The sequence below is a fragment of the Brachybacterium sp. GCM10030268 genome, assembly GCF_042666305.1.
In the GTDB taxonomy this organism is placed as follows: domain Bacteria; phylum Actinomycetota; class Actinomycetes; order Actinomycetales; family Dermabacteraceae; genus Brachybacterium.
In genome coordinates, this window is the sequence record NZ_JBHTCW010000003.1 from 71,524 (window position 1) to 93,208 (window position 21,685).

At 70.4% G+C, this 21,685-nt stretch carries 22 protein-coding genes; 17 read left to right on the top strand and 5 right to left on the bottom strand.

Annotated elements, in window-relative coordinates:
• Positions 1-16: 16 nt before the first annotated feature.
• From ACFQRD_RS06230 to ACFQRD_RS06290, 13 genes are all read left to right on the top strand, one after another.
• Complete coding sequence (locus tag ACFQRD_RS06230; protein ID WP_377020195.1) at positions 17-718, top strand: amino acid ABC transporter permease; 702 nt, start codon at positions 17-19, stop codon at positions 716-718.
• On the top strand, positions 715-1,545 hold the full coding sequence (locus ACFQRD_RS06235; RefSeq protein ID WP_377020196.1) for an amino acid ABC transporter permease: 831 nt from the start codon (positions 715-717) through the stop codon (positions 1,543-1,545). The genes ACFQRD_RS06230 and ACFQRD_RS06235 overlap by 4 nt, the downstream gene beginning before the upstream one ends.
• A 95-nt stretch (positions 1,546-1,640) precedes the next feature.
• Complete coding sequence (locus ACFQRD_RS06240; RefSeq protein ID WP_377020197.1) at positions 1,641-2,525, top strand: class II glutamine amidotransferase; 885 nt, start codon at positions 1,641-1,643, stop codon at positions 2,523-2,525.
• Between the two features lie 92 nt (positions 2,526-2,617).
• Positions 2,618-3,436, top strand: a complete 819-nt coding sequence (locus tag ACFQRD_RS06245) for an ABC transporter ATP-binding protein (protein ID WP_377020198.1) — start codon at positions 2,618-2,620, stop codon at positions 3,434-3,436.
• Positions 3,433-4,083 carry an ABC transporter permease gene (locus ACFQRD_RS06250; RefSeq protein WP_377020199.1) on the top strand — a complete coding sequence of 217 codons (651 nt, stop codon included), beginning with the start codon at positions 3,433-3,435 and terminating at the stop codon, positions 4,081-4,083. The genes ACFQRD_RS06245 and ACFQRD_RS06250 overlap by 4 nt, the downstream gene beginning before the upstream one ends.
• Entirely contained in the window at positions 4,080-4,751 is a 672-nt protein-coding gene (locus ACFQRD_RS06255; RefSeq protein ID WP_377020200.1) for an ABC transporter permease, read from the top strand. The genes ACFQRD_RS06250 and ACFQRD_RS06255 overlap by 4 nt, the downstream gene beginning before the upstream one ends.
• Before the next feature lie 94 nt (positions 4,752-4,845).
• Positions 4,846-5,796 carry an ABC transporter substrate-binding protein gene (locus tag ACFQRD_RS06260; protein ID WP_377020201.1) on the top strand — a complete coding sequence of 317 codons (951 nt, stop codon included), beginning with the start codon at positions 4,846-4,848 and terminating at the stop codon, positions 5,794-5,796.
• Positions 5,796-6,632 carry an SDR family oxidoreductase gene (locus ACFQRD_RS06265; protein ID WP_377020202.1) on the top strand — a complete coding sequence of 279 codons (837 nt, stop codon included), beginning with the start codon at positions 5,796-5,798 and terminating at the stop codon, positions 6,630-6,632. The genes ACFQRD_RS06260 and ACFQRD_RS06265 overlap by 1 nt, the downstream gene beginning before the upstream one ends.
• A gap of 151 nt (positions 6,633-6,783) precedes the next feature.
• Complete coding sequence (locus tag ACFQRD_RS06270; RefSeq protein ID WP_377020203.1) at positions 6,784-7,254, top strand: SRPBCC family protein; 471 nt, start codon at positions 6,784-6,786, stop codon at positions 7,252-7,254.
• Between the two features lie 183 nt (positions 7,255-7,437).
• The gene (locus ACFQRD_RS06275) at positions 7,438-7,932 is read left to right on the top strand and encodes an SRPBCC domain-containing protein (protein ID WP_377020204.1); all 495 of its coding nucleotides are present in this window, start codon (positions 7,438-7,440) and stop codon (positions 7,930-7,932) included.
• A gap of 71 nt (positions 7,933-8,003) precedes the next feature.
• Positions 8,004-8,384, top strand: a complete 381-nt coding sequence (locus ACFQRD_RS06280) for an ArsR/SmtB family transcription factor (protein ID WP_377020205.1) — start codon at positions 8,004-8,006, stop codon at positions 8,382-8,384.
• 128 nt (positions 8,385-8,512) lie between these two features.
• Positions 8,513-9,385, top strand: coding sequence for a formate dehydrogenase accessory sulfurtransferase FdhD (fdhD, locus tag ACFQRD_RS06285; protein ID WP_377020206.1), 873 nt, complete (start codon positions 8,513-8,515; stop codon positions 9,383-9,385).
• Between the two features lie 220 nt (positions 9,386-9,605).
• Positions 9,606-10,205, top strand: coding sequence for an ASCH domain-containing protein (locus ACFQRD_RS06290; protein ID WP_377020207.1), 600 nt, complete (start codon positions 9,606-9,608; stop codon positions 10,203-10,205).
• Between the two features lie 262 nt (positions 10,206-10,467).
• On the opposite strand, the gene ACFQRD_RS06295 is transcribed toward ACFQRD_RS06290, so the two are convergent.
• Positions 10,468-11,427: a sugar-binding transcriptional regulator gene (locus ACFQRD_RS06295; protein ID WP_377020208.1), complete on the bottom strand. Its 960-nt coding sequence runs from the start codon at positions 11,425-11,427 to the stop codon at positions 10,468-10,470.
• Positions 11,428-11,532: 105 nt separating this feature from the next.
• Between ACFQRD_RS06295 and ACFQRD_RS06300 the strand changes: the two genes are divergently transcribed.
• The 4 genes from ACFQRD_RS06300 to putP all read left to right on the top strand — a co-directional run bounded on the left by ACFQRD_RS06300 (position 11,533) and on the right by putP (position 17,818).
• Entirely contained in the window at positions 11,533-13,278 is a 1,746-nt protein-coding gene (locus ACFQRD_RS06300; RefSeq protein ID WP_377803594.1) for a glycerol-3-phosphate dehydrogenase/oxidase, read from the top strand.
• Between the two features lie 125 nt (positions 13,279-13,403).
• Complete coding sequence (locus tag ACFQRD_RS06305; protein ID WP_377020210.1) at positions 13,404-14,123, top strand: MIP/aquaporin family protein; 720 nt, start codon at positions 13,404-13,406, stop codon at positions 14,121-14,123.
• 149 nt (positions 14,124-14,272) lie between these two features.
• Entirely contained in the window at positions 14,273-15,808 is a 1,536-nt protein-coding gene (gene glpK / locus ACFQRD_RS06310) for a glycerol kinase GlpK (protein WP_377020211.1), read from the top strand.
• Between the two features lie 450 nt (positions 15,809-16,258).
• Positions 16,259-17,818 (top strand): sodium/proline symporter PutP, encoded by a 1,560-nt coding sequence (gene putP / locus ACFQRD_RS06315; RefSeq protein WP_377020212.1) that lies wholly within the window; start codon positions 16,259-16,261, stop codon positions 17,816-17,818.
• Positions 17,819-17,854: 36 nt separating this feature from the next.
• Here putP and ACFQRD_RS06320 read toward each other — a convergent pair whose 3' ends face one another.
• From ACFQRD_RS06320 to ACFQRD_RS06335, 4 genes are all read right to left on the bottom strand, one after another.
• Positions 17,855-18,703, bottom strand: a complete 849-nt coding sequence (locus ACFQRD_RS06320) for an SMP-30/gluconolactonase/LRE family protein (protein WP_377020213.1) — start codon at positions 18,701-18,703, stop codon at positions 17,855-17,857.
• Positions 18,704-18,772: 69 nt separating this feature from the next.
• Positions 18,773-19,519 (bottom strand): FadR/GntR family transcriptional regulator, encoded by a 747-nt coding sequence (locus ACFQRD_RS06325; RefSeq protein ID WP_377793581.1) that lies wholly within the window; start codon positions 19,517-19,519, stop codon positions 18,773-18,775.
• A 182-nt stretch (positions 19,520-19,701) separates the two neighbouring features.
• On the bottom strand, positions 19,702-20,028 hold the full coding sequence (locus ACFQRD_RS06330) for a cupin domain-containing protein (RefSeq protein ID WP_377020216.1): 327 nt from the start codon (positions 20,026-20,028) through the stop codon (positions 19,702-19,704).
• Between the two features lie 137 nt (positions 20,029-20,165).
• A complete protein-coding gene (locus ACFQRD_RS06335) occupies positions 20,166-21,656 on the bottom strand; it encodes an FGGY-family carbohydrate kinase (protein WP_377020217.1) in 1,491 nt (496 codons plus the stop codon).
• Between the last annotated feature and the right edge of the window lie 29 nt (positions 21,657-21,685).

A 21,685-nucleotide genomic window follows, 5' to 3' on the forward strand; every position in this document is an offset into this window, starting at 1 on the left:
ATCTCGAGAGGGACCCATGCAAGCCATCCGCGAGAACATCCCCCTGTTGGTGGAGGGTGTCGCGACCACGTTCGCGCTGGTCGTGCTCGGCTACCTGTTCGCGCTCGTCGTCGGCACCGCGCTGGCGGTGTGCCGGGTCAGCCCCATTCCGCCGCTGCGCTGGGCCGCGACGGTCTACGTCGAGATCTTCCGCAACATCCCGCTGCTGAGCTTGCTGATCCTGGTCGCGTTCGGCCTCCCCGACGTCGGGCTGCGCCTGCCCTACTTCTGGTGCGGCGTGCTGGGGCTGACCCTCTCGTCGGCCGCCTTCGTGTGCGAGAACGTCCGCTCGGGGATCAATACGGTGCCCGTCGGCCACGCCGAAGCGGCGCGGTCGATCGGGCTCGGCTTCTTCGGGACGCTGCGCCACGTGGTGCTCCCGCAGGCCTTCCGAGCCATGGTCCAGCCCCTGGTGAACGTCTTCATCGGCACGGTGATCGGATCGGCGCTGTGCTCGGCGATCTCGGTCAGTGAGATCACCTGGGTCACCCAGACCCTCAACATCCAGTACGCGCAGGCGGTGATCATGTTCCTGGTGGCCGGGACCGTGTATCTGGCGATGTCCCTGGGCGGCGCCGCGCTCGGCGGTGTCATCGAGCGCGCCGTCTCCCCGGGGCAGCGGCCGGGCCGCTCCCGGACCCGCAATGCTCTGGATGTCACGGCAGGAGCCCAGGCATGAGCGCTGCGACGAGCAATACCGCGACCAAGGTGCTGTTCGACGCGCCCGGCCCCAAGGGGCGCCGGCGGATCCTGCTGCTGTCGATCCTCAGCATCCTGGCGATCCTCGGCCTGCTCGCGGCAGGACTGCGGCAGTTCGCGATCAACGGGCAGCTGGATCCGAACAAGTGGGTCGTCTACCTCCGGGCCGACTACCTCGCCTTCCTCGGCCAGGGGCTGGCCGGGACGGTACAGGTCACCGCTGTCGCCGCAGCGGTGGCCTTCCCCCTCGGGTTGCTGCTGGCGCTGGCGCGGCTGTCGCGGGTGCGGGTGCTCAGCGCAGCGAGCACGGTGTGGATCGAGTTCTTCCGCGGCATCCCGATGCTGCTGGTGGTCTACGGGTTCCTACTGGCTCTGCCCGCCTACGGGGTCACGTTCCCACGGTTCTGGATGCTCGCGATCCCGATGGTCCTGGTCTCCTCCGCAACCACCGCGGAGGTGTTCCGGGCCGGCATCAAGGCGGTCGACGTGGGGCAGCACGAGGCCGCCGCCGCGATCGGGCTCAGCCACCGCGACTCCATGCTCTCCGTGATCCTGCCGCAGGCCGTGCGCCTGGTCCTGCCCAGCCTCATCCTCGCCCTGGTCTCCCTGCTGAAGGACTCCACCCTCGGCTACGTGGTCAGCGTCAACGAGCTGCAGTTCCAGGGCAAGACGATGGTCTCGATCACGCGCTACCTGGTCCAGACCTACATCGTCGTCTCGGTCATCTACATCGCCGTGAACTTCCTGCTCACCCGGATCGCGCTGGCACTGGATGCGCACATGAAGGCCCGCGCCGGCGCGAGCTGAGTCCGACACGCCGCCCGACGCGTCCTCCCTGCCGCTCGCGTCGGCCCTGTTCGTCGTCCCCGTCGTCCACTGTTCCCCGGAAGGCTGGTCCTGCCATGTGCCGACTGCTCGGCGTCGTCTCCCGTGAGCTCATCTCCCTGGACCGTGCTGTCCGTGACGAGATCGAACCGTTCACCGAACAGTCCGAGATCCATCGCGACGGATGGGGCGTGGCCTGGTTCGACGCGGCCGACGGGAAGGCGGCGGCCGACGGGGCGGCGGCCGGCGGGGCGGCGGCCGGCGGGAATGACGCAGCCGCAGGGACTTCTCGGCCGGCCGGTGAGCACTGGCCCGTCGACCCCCGTCGGCCCCGCATCCACCGCCACCTCGATGTGGCCCGCGAATCCGCGGCCTACCGGGACGCCGTCGCCGAGGCGACGGGCCCGATGATGCTCGTGCACCTGCGCAAGGCGAGCCCCGGCCTGCCCCTGCGGATCGACAACACCCATCCCTTCCGCGAGGGTGAGGCGGTATTCGCGCACAACGGCCAGTACGACCTCTCCGACCCGCTGCGTGAAGCGATCCTCGCGCGCGGCGGGCGCACGCCCGAGGGCACCACCGACTCGGAGCTGTACTTCTCCCTGGTCGAGCTCCATGCCCGCGAGACGGACCCGGCGACCGCCGTGCAGCGGGCCGCCGCCGAGCTCACGCAGCTGTGCCTCGAGCACGCCGGTCGTGTTCCCGAGGCCCTGAACTGCCTGTACATGACGCCCGACGTGATGATCGCCTATCAGCAGTCCGATCCGGCCCAGGCCAAGCCTCATCACACCGCCGACAACTACTCGCTGCGCTACCGCATCGACGCCGACCGCGTGATCGTGGCCTCCTCCGGGATCCCTCAGGCCGACCATCTCGACGTGGGCGAGGGCCAGGCGCTGGTGATCAACCGGGGCGACCTCAGCGTCTCGGTGCGTCCCGCCCTGAACTGCGAGGTGCGCTGAACGGCAAGGCGCCGCCACGGAGGCCGCCATCTGGATAAGGTTGAGCGAGCCGGCAGTGACAGCTCGTCGCCCCGACACGACTGGAGGCCCCGGTGATCGGATTCGAGAACATCCGCAAGGAGTACCCCGGTGGCGCGGTCGCCGTGGCGGACTTCAGCCTGGACGTCGCCTCCCACGAGTCGGTGGTGCTCGTGGGCACCTCCGGCTCGGGCAAGACCACGCTGCTGCGCATGGTCAACCGCATGGTCGATGCCACCTCCGGTCGGGTCCACATCGACGGGGACGACGTGGCCAGCCTGGATCCCGTGACGCTGCGCCGCAGCATCGGCTACGTCATGCAGGCCTCCGGGCTGCTGCCGCATCGCACCGTGCTGGACAACATCACCACCGTGCCCGTGCTGCGCGGCACCTCCAAGGGGGAGGCCCGCCGCCGCGCTCACGAGCTGATGGAGACGGTCGGCCTCGATGCCGCCCTCGCCCGCCGCTATCCCGCCCAGCTCTCCGGCGGTCAGCAGCAGCGCGTCGGCGTGGCCCGTGGCCTCGCGGCCGATCCGAACATCCTGCTGATGGACGAGCCCTTCGGTGCAGTGGACCCGATCGTGCGCAGTGAGCTGCAGCAGGAGCTGCTGCGCCTGCAGCGGGAGCTGCGCAAGACGATCGTGTTCGTCACCCACGACATCGACGAGGCGTTCCTGGTCGGCGACCGCGTCGTCATCCTCAAGCCCGGTGGTGTCGTGGCCCAGGTCGGCACCCCGCAGGAGATCCTCGCCGATCCGGCCGACGAGTTCGTGGCCAGCTTCGTCGGCGCCGACCGCGGGGCCCGCACCCTCCACGTCGAACAGGTCGACGGGCGCGATGTCGTGGTCGACGCCGACGGTCGCGCGGCCGGTGTGCTGGAGACCCCGTCGTGAGCTGGGTGCTCGCCAACCTCGACGTTCTCGCGGCGCGCACCGGTGCCCACCTGGTCCAGGCGCTGCCGCCGATCCTTATCGCGCTCGTGCTGGCACTGCCGATCGCGAAGCTCGCCAACCTGACCGGCTGGCTGCGGCCGGGCGTCACCACCGCGTCGGGACTGATGTACGCGATCCCCTCGCTGCCGCTGTTCGTGCTGCTGCCCGGCATCATCGGCACCGGAGTGCGCAGCCCCGTGAACATCATCGTCGCGCTCTCGCTGTACGGCCTGGCCCTGATGGTCCCCGCCGCCTCCGACGGGTTCCGCTCCGTGGACCGCGACGTGCTCAGTTCCGCCACCGCACAGGGGTACGCCCCGCTGGCCCGGTTCTGGCAGGTCGAGCTGCCGCTGGCCGGGCCGGTGCTGCTGGCGGGCGTGCGCGTTGTCGCCGTCAGCACCATCTCGCTGGTCACCGTGGGCGGCGTGCTCGGAGTGCCCAGCCTGGGAATGCTCTTCGTGGACGGGTTCCGCCGCGGCATCGTGGCGGAGATCGCGGCCGGCGTGGTGCTCACGGCAGCGCTGGCCCTGCTCACCGACGCGCTGCTGGTGCTGCTGGGCAGAGCGCTGATGCCCTGGACCCGGCGGAAGGTGGTCAGCCGGCCGTGAACGAGAATCCCTACGGCGAGGCCTTCGTCTGGCTGGCCGACCCCGCTCGCTGGAGCGGCCCCTCCGGCATCCCTGTGCGCACCCTCGAGCACCTCGGTTACACCGCCCTCGGGGTGCTGATCGCCGCACTGATCGCCATTCCGATCGGCCTGCTGGTGGGCCACACCGGTCGGTTCGCCGGGCTCGCGGTCGCCGCCTCCGGGGCCGCCCGCGCCCTGCCCACGCTGGGACTGGTCACTCTGTTCGCCCTCGTGCTGGGCATCGGCCTGACCGCGCCGCTGCTGGCCTTCGTGATCCTGGCGCTGCCCTCCCTGCTCGCCGGGGCGTACTCCGCGGTCGAATCGGCGGACCCCGCCACCGTCGATGCCGCCCGCGCTCAGGGCATGACCGAGTGGCAGATCCTCACCCGGGTCGAGATCCCGCTGGGCATGCCGCTGATCATCGGCGGCTTCCGCGGGGCGACGGTGCAGGTCGTGGCCACCGCCATGCTCGCGGCCTACGTCGGCAACGGGGGCTTGGGCCGCTACATCTTCCTCGGGCTCGGCTCCCAGGACTATCCGCAGATGATCGCCGGTTCCCTGCTGGTGATCGCCCTCGCGCTGCTGCTCGACCTCGCGCTGCTGATCATCCAGCGCGCCACCTCCCCGCGCGGTGCCCGTCCCGCCTGAGCACCGCCCGTCCCGTTCCATCGGTCCACCGTCCCGTCCCGTCGGCCCACCGTTCCATCGCCCGTCCGCTGTCCCGCACCCCAGGAGGATCCTCATGACCATCCACAGCACCCGGCGCCGTCTGCTCGGCGCGTTCGGCATCGGCGGCGTGGCCCTCGGAGCGGCCGCCTGCGGCAGCTCGGACCCCTTCGAGGAGGGAAGCGGCGGAGAGGGCGGTTCCGACGGCGGCGGCTCCGGCGGGGCCGACGCGAGCACGATCGTGATCGGATCCCAGGCCTACTACTCCAACGAGATCGTCGCCGAGCTGTTCGCGCAGGTCCTCGAAGCCGAAGGACTCACCGTCGACCGGCAGTTCCAGATCGGTCAGCGCGAGGTCTACATGCCGGAGCTCGAGAGCGGCGCCCTCGACGTGCTGCCGGAGTACACCGGCAACCTGCTGCAGTTCTACGACTCCGAGGCCGCGTCGGCCAGCCCCGAGGAGATCCACTCCGCGCTCGGCGAGGTGCTCCCGGAGGGCCTGCGTCTGCTGCCGTTCGCCGAGGCCACCGACCAGGACTCCTACACCACCACGTCCGAGTTCGCCGAGGCGAACTCCCTGAGCTCGATCGGCGATCTCGCGGGCATCGACGATCTGAAGATCGCCGCCAACAGCGAGTTCGAGGTCCGCCCCTACGGGCCCGAGGGCGTGAAGTCCGTCTACGGCGTCGACATCACGGTGGTCCCGGTCGAGGACTCCGGTGGTCCCCTGACCGTGCAGGCGCTGACGGACGGGGATGTGCAGCTAGCGGATCTGTACACCTCCGATCCGGCCATCGTGGCGAACGATTTCGTCGTCCTCGAGGACCCGGAGTCGCTGATCCTGCCGCAGAACGTGGTCCCCGTCGTCAGCGAGAAGGTCGACGAGGCCGCCGAGGCTGCCATGACCTCGGTCATCGAGGCGCTGACGCCCGACGACCTGATCGAGCTGAACCGTCAGAGCGTCGAGGACCAGGCCTCCTCGGCGGACATCGCCAGCGGCTGGCTCAGCGAGAAGGGCCTGGTCTGATGAGGATCGCCGTCACCGGAGCGACCGGGAAGATCGGCGGCGCGGTCGCCCGCGAGCTGAGTGACCTCGGGCCCGACCTGCGACTGGTGGTGCGCAGCCCGCGCCGGGCGCCGGAGATCGCGGGAGCCGACGTGGTCCGCGCCGAGTACGCCGATGCCGACGCGTGCCGGACCGCCTTCGCCGACGTCGACGTACTGTTCCTGGTCTCCGCCGGGGAGGCCGCCGACCGGATCGAGCAGCACCGCACCGTGATCCGGGCCGCGGCCGATGCCGGCGTGAGCCACCTCGTCTACACGTCCTTCCTCGGCGCCTCGGCCGAGGCGGAGTTCACGCTGGCGCGGGACCACGGCGCGACCGAGGAGTTTCTGCAGGAATCGGGCATGGCCTGGACCGTCCTGCGGGACAGCTTCTACGCCGACGTGCTGCTGGACTTCGCCGGTGAGGACCGCACCATCCGCGGGCCGGGCGCTGAGGGCCGCTGCGCTTTCGTGGCCCGCTCCGACGTGGCCGAGGTCGCCGCCGCCATCCTGCGCGACCCTTCCGGATGGGCCGGGCGCACCCTCGACCTCACCGGCCCCGCCGCGGTGTCGCTGGACGAGGCCGCCGCGATCATGACCGGCGCGCTGGGGCAGGAGTACCGCTACGTCGACGAGACCCTCGAGGAAGCTCACGCCTCCCGGGCCTCCTACGGCGTGCCGGACTGGATGGTCGAGGCCTGGATCAGCACCTACACCGCGATCGCCTCGGGGCAGCTCGACATGGTCAGCGACGACGTCGCCATCGTGCTGGGCCGGCCGGCCACCCCGCTCGCGGAGGCGGTGGCCTCGCCCTTGTGAGGCGGCCGCCGCTGCCCGGTGAGGCGGGGTGAGGCGGCCACCGTGCCTGCGATCGGACGGGTGGGCGGCGGCGCGGCCCACGGCCGGACCGGGCGGTCACGATCCTCCCGAACACCGCGTGCAGCGGCCGGCGGCCTCCTAGGGTGGCGGTATGACCACGGAAGAGAACAAGATCGTCGTCAGCCGCGTCATCGACGCCCCCGCCAAGGACCTCTTCGACCTGCTGAGCCTGCCTGCACGCCACCCCGACGTCGACGGGTCAGGCATGGTCCGCTCCGCCGAGAACACCGAGCGCGTGACCAAGGCCGGTGAGCAGTTCACGATGAATATGTATGCCGAGGGCATGGGTGGTGACTACCGAATGCGCAACCACGTCACCGCCTTCGACGAGAACAAGATGATCGGGTGGAAGCCCGCTCGCGAGGAGTCCCCGGACGACGTGCCCGGCTGGGAGTGGCTCTATGAGCTCAAGCCCCTCGACGCCGGCACCACCGAGGTCACGCTGACCTACGACTGGTCCGATGTCACCGACCCGAAACTGCTGCCGATCTTCCCCGGGGTTCCGGAGGAGGACTTGGAGGAGTCGCTGAACAAGCTCGCCGCTGCGGTCACCAACCCCTGACCTCGCGCGCACGACGTCCCAGGCTGTGCCGGCTGCGACCCGAGGTCCGTCGTGCTGCCCCGTATCGCAGCCCCGGTCGTGCCACCCCCGTAGTGCAATTGGCGGGTTGCACTACGGCGCGAGTCGTGGCACGCTGATCGCACGCGGCCGGGGTGGTCGCGTTCCGAGCACAGGAGCGAAGTCATGACCAGCGAGCTCACAGCGACCCCCAGCGACGAGGTCCGCCTCACGACCGATGACGTCCCCGACGAGATCATGCGCAGCATCCACATCGACGCGTCGGCCGAGACGGTGTTCGCCATCATCAGCGAACCCGGATGGTTCATCAACGACGGCGAGTACCGCCCGCACGAGATCGAGATCGACGGGGACGTCGCCCGAGTGGTCGACCCGGTCCACGGTGAGTTCTCCCTCGGCATCGAGGCGCTCGAGCCGCCGCGTCGCGCCGTGTTCACCTGGCTCGGCGGCCAGGCCGGAGCATTCGACGACTGCCCGAAGAACACCGTCGAGTTCACGATCGAGCCCGACGGGAACGGCGTGCAGCTGACTGTGCGCGAGCGAGGCTTCGCGGAGATCAGCTCCGACGCCGCCGTGCGCCGCGAGCGCTTCGAGGACAACACGAAGGGCTGGATCGAGGAGCTCGCCGTGGCGCGGACGCTCGCGGAAGCGTCTGCGTGAACGCGCCACAAGCAGCCGCCGGCGAACCCGCCGCGCCCGATCGCCTCGTCGGGCACACGGGGCCCCGTCACGTGACGGCTTCCGAGGCGACGGCAGGGCGTCACCGGGGGGACCTCGACGGTCTGCTCGCCGACGGGGCCGACGAGGTGTTCGCAGCGCTCGCCGACCGCACCCGTCGGCGGATCCTCGTGCGCCTGGCGGAGCAGCCCGACGACGCCGGGGCGGTGGCGCGCGACCTCGACCTCACCCGTCAGGCCGTCGCCAAGCACCTGCGCGTCCTCGACGAGGCGGGGCTCGTCGAGGTCACCCGGCAGGCCCGCCGCCGCGTCCACGACGTCCACCCCGCTCGCATCCGGGAAGTCTCCGACCTGCTCGGCGTCGTCGCTCGCGGTTGGGACCGCCGACTGGCACGGATCAAGGAGCTGGCCGAGGCATCCGACCCCGGGGCGTGAGGTCTCGCTCGCGGGCAGCCGCCTTCGCCGCGTGGCCGCGCTCCTCGCGTCGCTGCGCGCGTCGCGCGGGTGCCTCCGAGTGTTGGGGCCGGCGACCACTGTGCAGGTGAGAGGGCTACGCTCACACCATGGGCAGGGTCACCGATAGGACGCGGATCCGCACGGTCCGAGTACGCGAGGGCACGCTGTATGCGGGCCGCAAGAGTGACCACGTCGCGGTCGAGGAGCCGCTCGACATCCGCCTGAACGGGCAGCAACTGAGCCTGACCATGCGCACCCCGGGCCACGACGTCGAGCTGATCCACGGCTTCCTCCACGGTGAGGGATTGATCGCCCACCGCGAGGACATCACCGAGGCCCGCTACTGCGACGGCGCCGTGGTCGAGGACGACAGCGGCTTCGCCCGCAATACTTACAACGTCATGGACTTCACCACCACGCGTCCGCAGCTGCTGCCGCTGGCCACGAGGAACTTCACCACCACCTCCGCGTGCGGAGTCTGCGGCTCTGAGAGCATCGATGCGGTGCGCCAGAAGAGCCGGTACACGCTGATGCAGAACTGGTCGCTCGACCCGCGCACCATCCTCGGTGCCGCCCGCGCGCTGTCCGCCGAGCAGACCGTCTTCGCCCGCACCGGGGGCGTCCACGCCGCGGCTCTCGTCGACCTCGAGGGCAACTTGCTGGTGGTGCGCGAGGACGTCGGCCGGCACAACGCGGTGGACAAGGTCATCGGCTGGGCATTGCTCGAGGATCGCCTGCCCTTGCGCGACACCTTCCTCCTGGTCTCCTCGCGGGCCAGCTTCGAGATCACCCAGAAGGCGTACATGGCGGGGATCCCCTTGCTGGCCTGCGTCTCCGCGGCGAGTTCGCTGGCCGTGGACACCGCCGAGGAGTTCGGCATGACCCTGGTGGGCTTCACGCGGGCCCACGAGGACGGCGATGGCCGCATGAACCTCTACACCCACCCCGACCGCCTCGACCTCCGCGACGCCGCCGGCTGATCCCGCGGAAGTCGCCCGGCGCCGGCTGGTCCCGGGGTGCCGCTCGGTACCGGCCGGTCTTCCTGGGCCGGTCGGTACGGGCCGATCCCGCTGGGTGTTGGCCGGTGCGCGGTGCGTCCGTCCGGCCGGCTCGTTCGGATGTGACGGTCGGGTCCCTTGAGCGCAATCTCGCCGCCTCGAACGTCACATCGATCGTCCCGTGGCGCGATAATCTCAGCGGGTGACTGCCGCCGACGCCTTCGCCACTGCCGCTGACGCCACTGCCGCTGCCTCCGTGGACACCCCCGGCGCCGACGCCGCCGACGACACCGCTGCCGCCGCGCACGAACCCGCCGTCACCGGCGTCGAACCTGCCGTCGCCGATTACGCCGAGTTCTGGGCGGAGGCCCGCATTGCGCGCCCGTCCTTACCCGCCGGGGTTCCTGAGGCATGGGCATTCGGTGCTACCCGGGAGCACGCCGACGGTCTGCTCGCGCTCGTTCTCGAGGGAAGGAAGACGGCAACAGCCTCCTCGCTGTGGGACTACGAGGAGGACGGGGAGCCGATCCCTGCGGTCGGCGATCTCTCGATCATCCTCGATGGTGCCGGCATTCCGCGCGCGGTGCTCGAGGTGACCGCGATCGAGATCGTTCCCTTCGGCCAGGTCAGCGACGACCATGCACACTCCGAGGGTGAGGACGACCGCACCCTGGGGAGCTGGCGGAGAGTCCACGAGACGTTCTGGCGTGAGTACTCCCCGCGTGGCTTCGCGCCCGACATGCCGGTGGTCTGCGAACGCTTCCGCGTCCTCCACCGAACCTCGGCGCTCAGCGGGTCCTGAGGCGCGGAGTCCCGCTGTTCGGCTCGTCGGGTCGCTCATCTCGTGCACCGCTGAGTGAGGAGGTACTCGCGGATGTCGCACCGGGACGGCGTGAACGGCGCTCCCGATCGAGCCGTTCCAGCTCTTCCCGTCGCTTCGTGCCGTAGTGCGCACCCCAGAGGGAGCCGGCAAGGCACATCAGTGCGACGAATACAGTTCCCATGACGTCAGGCTATCGACACCGGCAGTCTGTCGGGGCTGGTCACGGCGGACGACTGACGCGCTACCGCAGGGACAGCAGGCTCGCGGCGGTGACCTCGTCGACCACGACGTCGGTGGCGACCCCGGCGCGCAACGCGGCTCGCAGCGGCAGGGCCTTGCGGGTCCCGGCCGCGAGCAGCAGCCGGCGGGGGATGCGGGTGAGCTGGAACGGGTCCGGGCCCGAGCCGCGGGCGTTCATGTCGATGCCGCGGAAGGAGCCGTCGGCCCGCAGGAACACCGTGCACACATCCCCGATGGCGCCGTCGGCCCGCAGGGAACGGAGGTCCTCGCTGGTCAGGTAGTTGTTGGTGTAGACGTGGCTGGGGACCTCGGCGTCGAAGGCGCCGACGCTGAAGACGGCCAGGGTGCACTGGCGCTGCGTCTCCAGCACGCGCTGGACGGAACGCTCGCGCCACATGGCGTCGCGGGTGGCGGTGTAGTCGAAGAACGCGGGGACCGGGAAGTGGTGGACGGTCGCGTCCCACAGCGTCGCCGCCTGCGAGAGCACCGTGGAGACGTAGGTGAGCCCGGAGCCCTCGGTGTTGATGGCCCCGTTGAGCTGAACGATCCGCAGCCCCGGCACCGGGCGCGGGCCCACGGCGCCCACCAGTGCAGCGATGGTGGTGCCCCAGGCCATGCCGATCGTCATGCCCGGCTCCAGCATGTCGTCGAGGTACTCGGCCCCTGCCTCCGCGACGGCTTCGAGGCGTTCTCGCTCCCCGTCGGCCGGGCCGGCAGCGATCACGTGCGCCGTCACCCCGTACAGCTGGGCGATCCGGCGCCGCAGCGCCTCGACCCGGTGATCGCTGGGTGGGCGCAGGGAGATCTGCACCAGTCCCGCCTCGCGGGCATCGCGCAGCAGTCGCGAGACGGTCGAGCGCGAGACGGACAGCGCGCCGGCCACCGCCTCCATGGTCTGGCCCTCCTCGTAGTACATCCGTGCAGCATCGAAGGCCGTCTCGAGGCGTGTTCCCGGCGTCATACGGGCAGTCTTGCACGTTCGTGCACCACACTTGCGCGACGCTGCACGGAGGTTCGACGATGAGCGGAGTCGTCACAGAAGTCGTCATTCGCGAAGGAGCGTCACGTGTCCGACCTGCATCGGTCCGCCCTCACCCCGGAGAACAGGACGGAGCACCTGGCGCGCCTGCGCGCCGCGACAGCGGAGAACCCGCTGGACATCCTCGTGGTCGGGGGTGGCGTCAACGGCGCCGGCGCCGCCTTCGACGCCGCGACCCGCGGCCTGAGCGTGGGCCTGGTCGAGTCGCGCGACTGGGCCAATGGCACCTCCTCGCGCTCCTCCAAGCTCATGCACGGCGGCCTGCGCTACCTCCAGATGCTCGACTTCAAGCTGGTCGCCGAGGCCCTGCGCGAGCGCGACCTGCTGCTGGAGCACACCGCCCCGCATCTGGTGCGGCCCATCAAGTTCGTCTTCCCCTTCTTCAAGAAGGTCGTCGACCGCGCCTTCATCGGCTCCGGCGTGATGCTCTACGACGCCATGCAGTCCGTCGGCCGCAAGCGCGCCGTCCCCATGCACCGCCACCTCCTGCACGAGAAGATGCTCGAGGTCTTCCCCGCCCTGGACGGCGAGAAGGCCGTGGGAGCGCTGGAGTACTACGACGCCGAGGTCGACGACGCCCGCTTCGTGATGATGCTGGTGCGCTCCGCCGCGCAGCTGGACGCCTCGGTCGCCAACTACACCGCCGTCATCGACTACCTCCACGACGAGCGCGGTCGCGTCACCGGTGCTCGCATGCGCGATCAGGAGACCGGCGAGGAGTTCGAGGTCCACGCCCGCGAGACCATCCTCGCCGGCGGCGTCTGGACCCAGGAGCAGCAGGAGCTCGCCGGGGCCGACGCCGGTCTCGAGGTGCTCGCCTCCAAGGGCATCCACATCACCGTCGCCCGCGACCGCATCCCCGCCGCCCCGGACACCGGCATCATCACCCAGACCGAGAAGTCCGTCCTGTTCATCATCCCCTGGGACGAGTACTGGGTGATCGGCACGACCGACACCCCGTGGACCCAGGACCCGCGCACCGTCGGCGCCACCGCCGAGGACATCGACTACGTGATCGAGCACGCCAACGCCGTGCTCGCCGACGACCTCACCCGAGAGGACGTCATCGGCGTCTACTCCGGCCTGCGCCCGCTTCTCCAGCCGGTCAAGAAGGGCAACGACTCCGGCTCCACGAAGGTCTCCCGCGAGCACACCGTGATGGAGATCGAGCCGGGCCTATCGGCGATCGCCGGCGGCAAGTACACCACCTACCGAGTGATGGCCGAGGACGTCGTCGACTTCGCCCTGAAGGACTCCGAGCCCGACCGCAAGAGCCTCACCCGCTCCCTCCCCGTGATCGGCGCCCAGGGGTTCACCGCCCTGCAGCGCGAGAAGGACCGCCTCGCCGCCCGCTACGGGTTCGACGAGGTGCGCATGGAACGCCTGCTGTCCCGCTACGGCGCCCTGCTGCCCGACGTGCTCGCGCTGATCGACGAGGACCCCTCCCTCGGGGAGCCGCTCGAGCACGCCGCCCGCTACCTCCGCGCCGAGGTGCTCTACGCGGTCCGCGCCGAAGGCGCCCGCCACCTCGCCGACATCCTCCAGCGCCGCACCCGCCTGGACTACGAGACGCCCGACCGCGGGACCGACGCCGCCGAGGAGATCGCCGCCCTCGTCGGCCCGGACCTCGGCTGGGACGAGGACGCCCGCCGCCGCGAGATCGACTCCTACCGGGAGTTCATCGCCGCCCGCCTCGAGGGCGAGCGCGCCACCAGCGACGAGCTCGTCTCGGCGCGCCTGGCCGAGACGACGGAGGTGCCGCCCCGGACCTGACCGCAGTCACGGGCGCCGGCCGAGCCTCGGCCGGCGCCGGTCGGGGTTTCCGCAGGCCTCTGCCTGCACCCCGACGGATGCCACCGGCCCCGCACCGCAGCGGGGTCGCTCGATGAGGAGGACCCATGGCAACCATTTTTCTCTACGAGATCGCCGGCACGGCGATGCTCACCCTGCTGGGCGGTGGTGTCGTCGCCAACGTGATCCTGGGCAAGACCAAGGGCAACGGCGGCGGCTGGCTGCTGATCAACTTCGGCTGGGGCCTGGCGGTTTTCGCCGGTGTCTGGACCGCGTACAAGACCGGCGCGCACCTGAACCCCGCGGTCACCGTCGGACTGCTCTCCAGCGGAGCCGGTGAATACGCCGACGGGATCCCGATCACCGTCGCCAACACCATCGCCTACTTCGCCGCCGAGCTAATCGGTGGTTTCCTCGGGGCCGTCGTCTGCTGGCTCGCCTACAAGACCCACTACGACGCCGAGACCGACCCGGGCACGATCCTGGGCACCTTCTCGACCGGCCCGGAGATCCGCTCCTACGGCTGGAACGTCGTCACCGAGATCATCGGGACGTTCGTGCTGGTGTTCATCATCATCATGTTCGGCAACACCCCGAACGAACTCGGCCCCCTGGCCGTGGCCCTGCTCGTGGTCAGCATCGGCGCCTCGCTCGGCGGTCCCACCGGCTACGCCATCAACCCGGCCCGTGACCTCGGCCCCCGCCTGGCCCATGCGATCCTGCCCATCCCGCACAAGGGCGGCAGCGACTGGGCCTACTCCTGGGTGCCGATCGTCGGCCCGCTGCTCGGCGGCATCCTCGCCGGCGTCGTCAGCATGGCGTTCTGAGCCTCGATATCCCGGGCCTCGATACCCCGGACCTCGAAACCTGAGTCCCGAGATCCGGGCCTCGATGTCCGGCCCGAGCCTCCTCCCCGCCTACGACGCACCGCGTCACCCTTTTCAGAAGAACCCGCTCATCACACGAAGGAGTCCCGATGAACGACCAGCAGCAGTACATCCTCTCGATCGACCAGGGCACCACCTCGACCCGCGCGATCGTCTTCGACCACGGCGGCCAGATCGTCGCCACCGGCCAGAAGGAGCATGAGCAGATCTTCCCCAAGTCCGGCTGGGTCGAGCACGACCCGGTGGAGATCTGGCGCAACACCCGCACCGTCGTGGGCCAGGCGCTGACCGGGGCCGACATCAACCGCCACCAGCTGGCGGCCGTCGGCATCACCAACCAGCGCGAGACCGCCGTGGTCTGGGACAAGAACACCGGTGAGCCCGTCTACAACGCGATCGTCTGGCAGGACACCCGCACCCAGCGCATCTGCAACGAGCTCGCCGGGGACGAGGGTCCCGACAAGTACAAAGAGCGCGTGGGCCTGCCGTTGGCGACCTACTTCTCCGGCCCCAAGATCAAGTGGATCCTCGACAACGTCGAGGGTGCCCGTGAGCGCGCCGAGGCCGGCGACCTGCTGTTCGGCAACACCGACGCCTGGGTGCTGTGGAACCTCACCGGAGGCCTCAACGGCGGCGTGCACGTCACCGACGTCACCAACGCCTCCCGCACGATGCTCATGAACATCGACACCCTCGACTGGAACGAGGACATCGCGGCGGACATGGGCATCCCGCTCTCCATGCTCCCGGAGATCAAGTCCTCCTCCGAGGTGTACGGTCACGGCCGCAAGAACGACCTGCTCATCGACACCCCGATCGCCGGCATCCTCGGCGACCAGCAGGCGGCCACCTTCGGCCAGGCCTGCTTCGAGATCGGCCAGGCCAAGAACACCTACGGCACCGGCAACTTCATGCTGATCAACACCGGCGAGGAGCTGGTGCGCAGCGAGAACGGGCTGCTGACGACGGTGGCCTACAAGATCGGCGAGAACAAGCCGGTCTATGCCCTGGAGGGCTCCATCGCGGTGACCGGCTCGCTGGTGCAATGGGTGCGAGACAACCTGGGCATCATCAAGGAGGCCCCGGAGATCGAGGACCTCGCCAAGAAGGTCGACAACAACGGCGGCTGCTTCATCGTGCCCGCCTTCTCCGGCCTGTTCGCCCCGCACTGGAAGCCCGACGCCCGCGGCACCATCGTCGGCATGACCCGGTTCATCAACAAGAACCACATCGCCCGCGCCGCGCTGGAGTCGACCGCGTTCCAGTCCGCCGAGGTGCTCGACGCCATGAACGCGGACTCCGGGGTCGACCTCACCGAGCTCAAGGTCGACGGCGGCATGGTCATGAACGAGACCCTCATGCAGTTCCAGGCCGACATCCTCGGGGTGCCCGTCGTGCGCCCGAAGGTCATCGAGACCACCGCGCTCGGCGCCGCCTACGCCGCCGGCATCGCGGTGGGCTTCTGGGACGGCGAGCAGGACGTCATCGACAACTGGGCCGAGGACAAGCGCTGGGAGCCCGACATGGACTCCGAGACCCGCGACCGGTACCTGCGCCTGTGGAACAAGGCCGTCGAGCGCACCTTCGACTGGGTCGACGACGACACCGAGGCGCTGTTCGGCTGACGCCGCTGCCCGGCTGTGACCGCGCGGCTGCACGGCTGCGCGGCTGTGACCGCGCGCCGATGCGCGGCCGCGCGGCTGTGACCGCGCGCCGCGTGGAGCACCCCCTCCCAGCGGACCGGAATCCGACATGGATACCGGTCCGCTGGAGGGGGTGCTCCACGCGAGGCGTTCCGTGCACGGGGTGAGGTACGCGAGGTGTTCCGTGCATGGGGTGCTCCACGCGAGACGTTCCGTGCACGGGGTGGGTGCGCGCCGGGACTGGCCCTGCGGCCGTTTGCGGGAGGGGGCGGGATGTGAGATAGGTGGCGCCCGTGCCCAGTGACGATCCGGCTACGACTGCCGCGCCAGCTCGTGATCGGGATGAGGATCTGGCTACCCGCGCGTAGGCTCAGCGCCACCCATCGCACCCCCGCTTCCCCTGAGACCCCACTCTGAGATCGGAGCCTCCTCATGGATCTCGCCTTCAGACTCGTCGCCCTGGCCGTCTACTTCGCCGCGATGATCGGCATCGGCCTCTACGCCTTCCGCAAGACCCGCGGCGGTGAGGACTACATGCTCGGCGGGCGCCAGCTCCACCCGTTCGTCGCCGCTCTGTCCGCCGGCGCCTCGGACATGTCCGGCTGGCTGCTGCTGGGTCTGCCCGGAGCGCTCTACATGGGCGGGCTGGTCGAGGCGTGGATCGCCATCGGCCTCACCATCGGCGCCGGACTGAACTGGTTCTTCGTCGCCCCCAGGCTGCGGCAGTACACGCAGATCGCCGGTAACGCGATCACCGTACCCAGCTTCTTCGGCAACCGGCTGCACGACCGCACGAACATCCTGAGGATCGCCGCGGGCCTGATCATCCTGGTCTTCTTCACCTTCTACGTCTCCTCCGGCATGGTCGCCGGCGGCGTGTTCTTCCAGTCGATGTTCGGCGGCCCGTACGTGACCGGCATGCTCATCGTCGGCGGCGTGACGGTGCTGTACACGCTGTTCGGCGGGTTCCTCGGCGCGACCTACACCGACGTCGTCCAGGGACTGGTCATGCTGGTCTCGCTGCTGATCGTGCCGATCACCGCCATGTTCGCCGTCGGCGGGCCGGTGGCCATGTTCGAGTCGGTGCGCGAGGTCGACGCCGACTTCGCCAGCCTGACCGCCGGCGGCTCCGCCCTCGGCATCATCTCCGCTCTGGCCTGGGGCCTGGGCTACTTCGGCCAGCCCCACATCATCGTGCGCTTCATGGCGCTGCGCTCCTCCCGCGACGCCCGCTACGGGCTGGGCGTGGGAATGGTCTGGATGATCATCTGCGTGATCGGGGCCGTGTTCACCGCGCTCGCGGGCCTGGCCTACTTCCAGCAGAACGCCGACGCGGTCCTCACCGACGAGACCAACGGCGAATCCGTCTTCCTCGACCTCTCCCAGATCCTGTTCCACCCGATCGTGGCCGGTGTGCTGCTGGCCGCGGTGCTGGCGGCGATCATGTCCACCATCTCCTCGCAGCTGATCGTGACCAGCTCCGCCCTCGTCGAGGATCTCGTCGGCGGTTTCGGCGCGAAGCTCGGGGACAAAGGCGCGCTGTGGGGCGGCCGCATCGGCGTGCTCGCCGTCTCCGTGGTCGCGATGCTGCTCGCCCTCGCCCCGGACAGCTCCGTGCTGGAACTGGTCTCCTTCGCCTGGGCCGGGTTCGGCGCGGCCTTCGGCCCGATCGTGCTGCTGGCCCTGTTCTGGCGTCGCCTGACCATGGCCGGCGCCGCGGTCGGCATGGTCTCCGGCGCCGCCGTCGCGTTCATCTGGGGCTGGTTCACGCCCGATGTCGCCTGGGGCCTGTTCGGCGACGAGCACCTCTACGAGATCATCCCCGGCTTCCTGATCTGCCTGATCCTGGCGATCCTCGTCAGCCTGGTGACCCCGCAGCCGCCGGCGCTGGCCATGCGCGAGTTCGACGACACGGTCGAGACGGTGACCACCGGGGAGATCCCGGCCCACGCGGCCGACGGGGAGACCGGACGCCCCGCCTCGACCGTCTGAGAGGGCGGGTGCCCCGGTGCCGTCGGCGGCGCCGGCTCACTGCCCGAAGAGGCGATCCTCGGCGCCGCGCACCCCGGGCCGGACCGCGAAGAGCGAGCCCGCCTGGAGGTCCTCGCCGTCGGGGACGTTCTCCCGGCTGGTGGTGATGTACAGCGTGCCGCGATCCGCACCGCCGAAGGTGCAGGCGGTGGTCTGGCGGGCATCGACTGTGACGCGCTCGGCGACGCCGCCGTGCTCGTCGAGACCCAGCACCGTGCCGGCACCGTTCATCGCCACCCAGACCCTGCCCTCGGCGTCGAGCGTGAGCCCGTCGGGGTGGCCGTCCTGGCCGGTGAGGTCCGCGAAGGTCCGGCGGCCGGTCAGGCCCGCGTCGTCGGACCAGTCGAACAGGTCGACCCGCCCGGTGGGGGTGTCGACGTAGTAGGCGCGGCTGCCGTCGGCCGAGAAGGCCAGGCCGTTGGAGATCGTCAGTCCCGTCAGCATCCGGCTGGTGGTGCCGTCGGGCAGCAGGCGCCACATGGCCGCCGCTCCCTCGCGGGCGTCGTAGGCCATGGAGCCGCACAGGAAGGAGCCGTCGGGGGCGACGGCGCCCTCATTCATGCGCACGTCCTCCTCCCACAGCGGGGGCAGGGGATCGATCGCTCCGTCGGCGTCCTCGAGGGCGAAGCCCTTCTCCAGGGCGAGCACGGCGCCGCCGCTGGCTGCCGGGCGCACGCAGGCCACGACGTTGCTCGGGGTGGGAATGCGGCGAACGGTGCCGGATTCGTCCAGGTGCATGACGTCGCCGGCGAGCATGTCGACCCACCGCAGTCCGCCCCAGCTGTTCGACCAGTACGGGCCTTCGGCGTGGTGGCAGATCGACTCGGTGATGCGTTCGGCGTGCATGGGGCCTCCGTATGCCGGCGGTGCAGCGGTGGCTCCCTACGGTAGCCGCTGGGGAGGGTGAGCAGGGCGTCAGCTCTCCCGCGCAGCAGCGCGGCCGACGGGGAGCTCCGAGCCGCGACAGATGCGCCGCCACAGCTCGAAGTGCTCCTCCATGGCCGCGGTGACCGCCTCCTTCCGCCGCGAGCGCAGGGCACGGGTGATCTCGAAGTGGACGGTATCGGTCTCGAAGCTCCGGGGGAGGTCGCCGTGGTTGCGCGCGATCTCCCGGCTGATGGCGATGCGACGACGTTCGAGCAGCAGGTCGTGCAGGGCCCGGTTCATGCCGTCGACGACATATGTCGTGATGGGGTTGGCGAAGATCCGCAGCAGTGACGTGTGGAAGGTGTGGTCCGCTGCCAGGCCGCCGGCGAAGTCCCGCGAGGAGGAGGCGTCGACCATGGCGCGCACCTGGTCCTCGAGGCCCTGGATCTGCTCGTCGGTGACGTGCTCGGTGATCTTCGGGGCGATCGCCACTTCGAGCGTCTCGCGAGCCTCGTTGATGTGCGAGACGGTCACGAGCCCGGCCCGCAGCATCATCTCGAAGCCGTTCCCGGAGCCGGCCCCCGGGGTGCCGGGGGAGACCAGCACATTGCCCGATCCCTGGACCTTCTGCAGGATGCCCAGCATCTGCAGGCCGGAGAGCTGCTCCCGCACCCGGGCGCGGGACATGCCGCTGAGCTCGGCGAGCCGGCGCTCGCTGGGGATGAGGAGACCGCGCTCGACCTCGACGCCCTCCCGCACGAGCATGTCGAGGAACTCCTGGACCCCGGGATCCATGTGACCTCCTTCGCCGCGCGCACCGGCTCGAGGGCCGGCGAGGATCTGTGACCTGCCATGATATCGGTCGGCCAGGGGCCCGCGGTGCCCGGTCCCCGGGCGCTCGTTTCGGGGGCCGGGCGGGAGCTCGGCAGCGCACGGCGTCGTCCCCGCCGGTGCTCACGGGACGCGGGAGGGCGCTCCTACTCCTCCAGCCACTCGGTGATGAACCGATCGCTGCTGTGGATGTGGATCCCGCTGTAGCCGCCGAGCGACTCGAAGCGGTGCGGGGTGTTCGCGGGCGCGACCAGCAGCTGCCCGGCGGACACCGTCACCTGGCGATCGGCCACCGTGAACACGGCTGACCCGGCCTGGACCAGGAAGGTCTCGTCGTAGGGGTGGCGGTGCAGCCGGGGACCGAGCCCCCGGCCGAGATCACGTTCGACGATGATCGAGATGGAGGCGCCGTGATCCCGGCCCTCGAAGTTGCCGCTCGGCAGGTCTGCGAGGTCTATGGTCTCGATGCTCATGACAGCCCCCTTCGGCTCGCGCTCTCGACGCTAGCACCGGGGGCGCGGGTCGACAACGGATCCCGACGCGGCGGCCGAGAAGGCGAGCCGCCGGTGGACGGTCGGCGGCTGCCGCGGCCTGCTGCGGCACCGCGCGCTCACCCGTGCTGCTGGATCTCCGAGAGGGCGTGCGTGACGTCCCGCGTCGCGGGGTAGAGCTCGCGGTACATCCGGTACAGCTGGTCGTACCGGGCACCGGCGTCGGGATCGGGCACGCACACGTGATCGATCCCGTTCCAGGTACTGGTGTCGGAGCCGTGGGCGAGCTGCGCGGCGAGCATCGCCGTGCCGTAGGAGGCGCCGACCGTGCGCCGCGGGATCTCCTGCGGCAGCCCGGTGACGTCGGAGACGATCTGCGGCCACAGCTCGTTGCGGATCCCGCCGCCGACGGCGACCATCCGCTCGATGACCACACCCGCCTCGCGCAGCGCCTCGAGATGATGGCGCACCCCGTACGCCGCCGCCTCGAGCGCCGCCCGGTAGAGGTCTCCGCGCGTGTGCGACAGCGTGAGCCCGGCGATCACGCCGCGGGCCGACGGGTCGTGCATGGGCGATCGCTCCCCGGCGAAGTAGGGCAGCATCAGCAGGCCGTTCGCGCCGACGCCGCTGGTGGCGGCCTCGTCGATCAGCGTGGCGAAGTCCGCCTCGCCGGTCAGCTCCCGCATCCAGGCGGTGATCGCGCCCGAGCTGGCCATCCCGCCGGAGAGGGTGAACGTCCCCGCGGAGGTGCCGGCGGTGACCCATAGGGTGCGGCTGGGAGCGGGCTCATCGGTGATCGCGACCAGGAACGTCGTGGTGCCGTACATCAGCATCACGTCGCCGGGCGCGGTGGCGCCGACGCTGATCGCCTCCGCCCAGGCATCGACCGTGCCGGTGATGACGGGGATCCCGGGCGACAGGCCGGGCACCGCGCTCGCGGCAGCTGCGGTGACGGTGCCTGCGGCCTCGCCGGCCCACTGCAGCGGCGGCAGCTCCAGACCTGGTGCGACGTGATCCGACCAGGGCCGATGCCAGTCCAGCGTCCCCGTGTCGTACAGCGGGGTGACCATGCTGGCGCTGGCATGGTCCAGTACGTACCGCCCGCTCAGGCGGAACGCCAGGTACGAGGCGGGCATGAAGAGTCTGGACGCCCGGGCGAAGTGCTCCGGCTCCTGCTCGGCGACCCAGCGGATCTTGGGGCCGGCGGCCTGCGCCGAGAGCACGCTGCCGCAGCGCTCGAAGATCTCCTGGTCGCCGAACCGTGCGGTGAGGTCGGCGATCTGCGCCTCCGCGCGGGTATCGACCCCGTAGAGGATCGCGGGCCGCACCGGGTGCCCGGCGTCATCGGTCAGCAGGACGCACGGGCCCATCCCGGAGACGCCGACCGCCGTGATCCGGGCGTCCGCGGTTTCGGTGAGCTCGGCGGTCAGGGAGACGACCTCGTCCCACCAGATCTCCGCGTCCATCTCCACGTGCCCGGGAGCGGGCCGATCCACCGCGTGCTCGCGTACCGCGCACGCCAGGATGGTGCCGTCGAGGGCCACCAGCACGCCCTTGGTGCTCGAGGTGCCGACGTCGATGCCGAGCACGGCCTCAGCGCGATCTGCCATCGGCGCGCCCTCTCCTCATCGTCACCTCG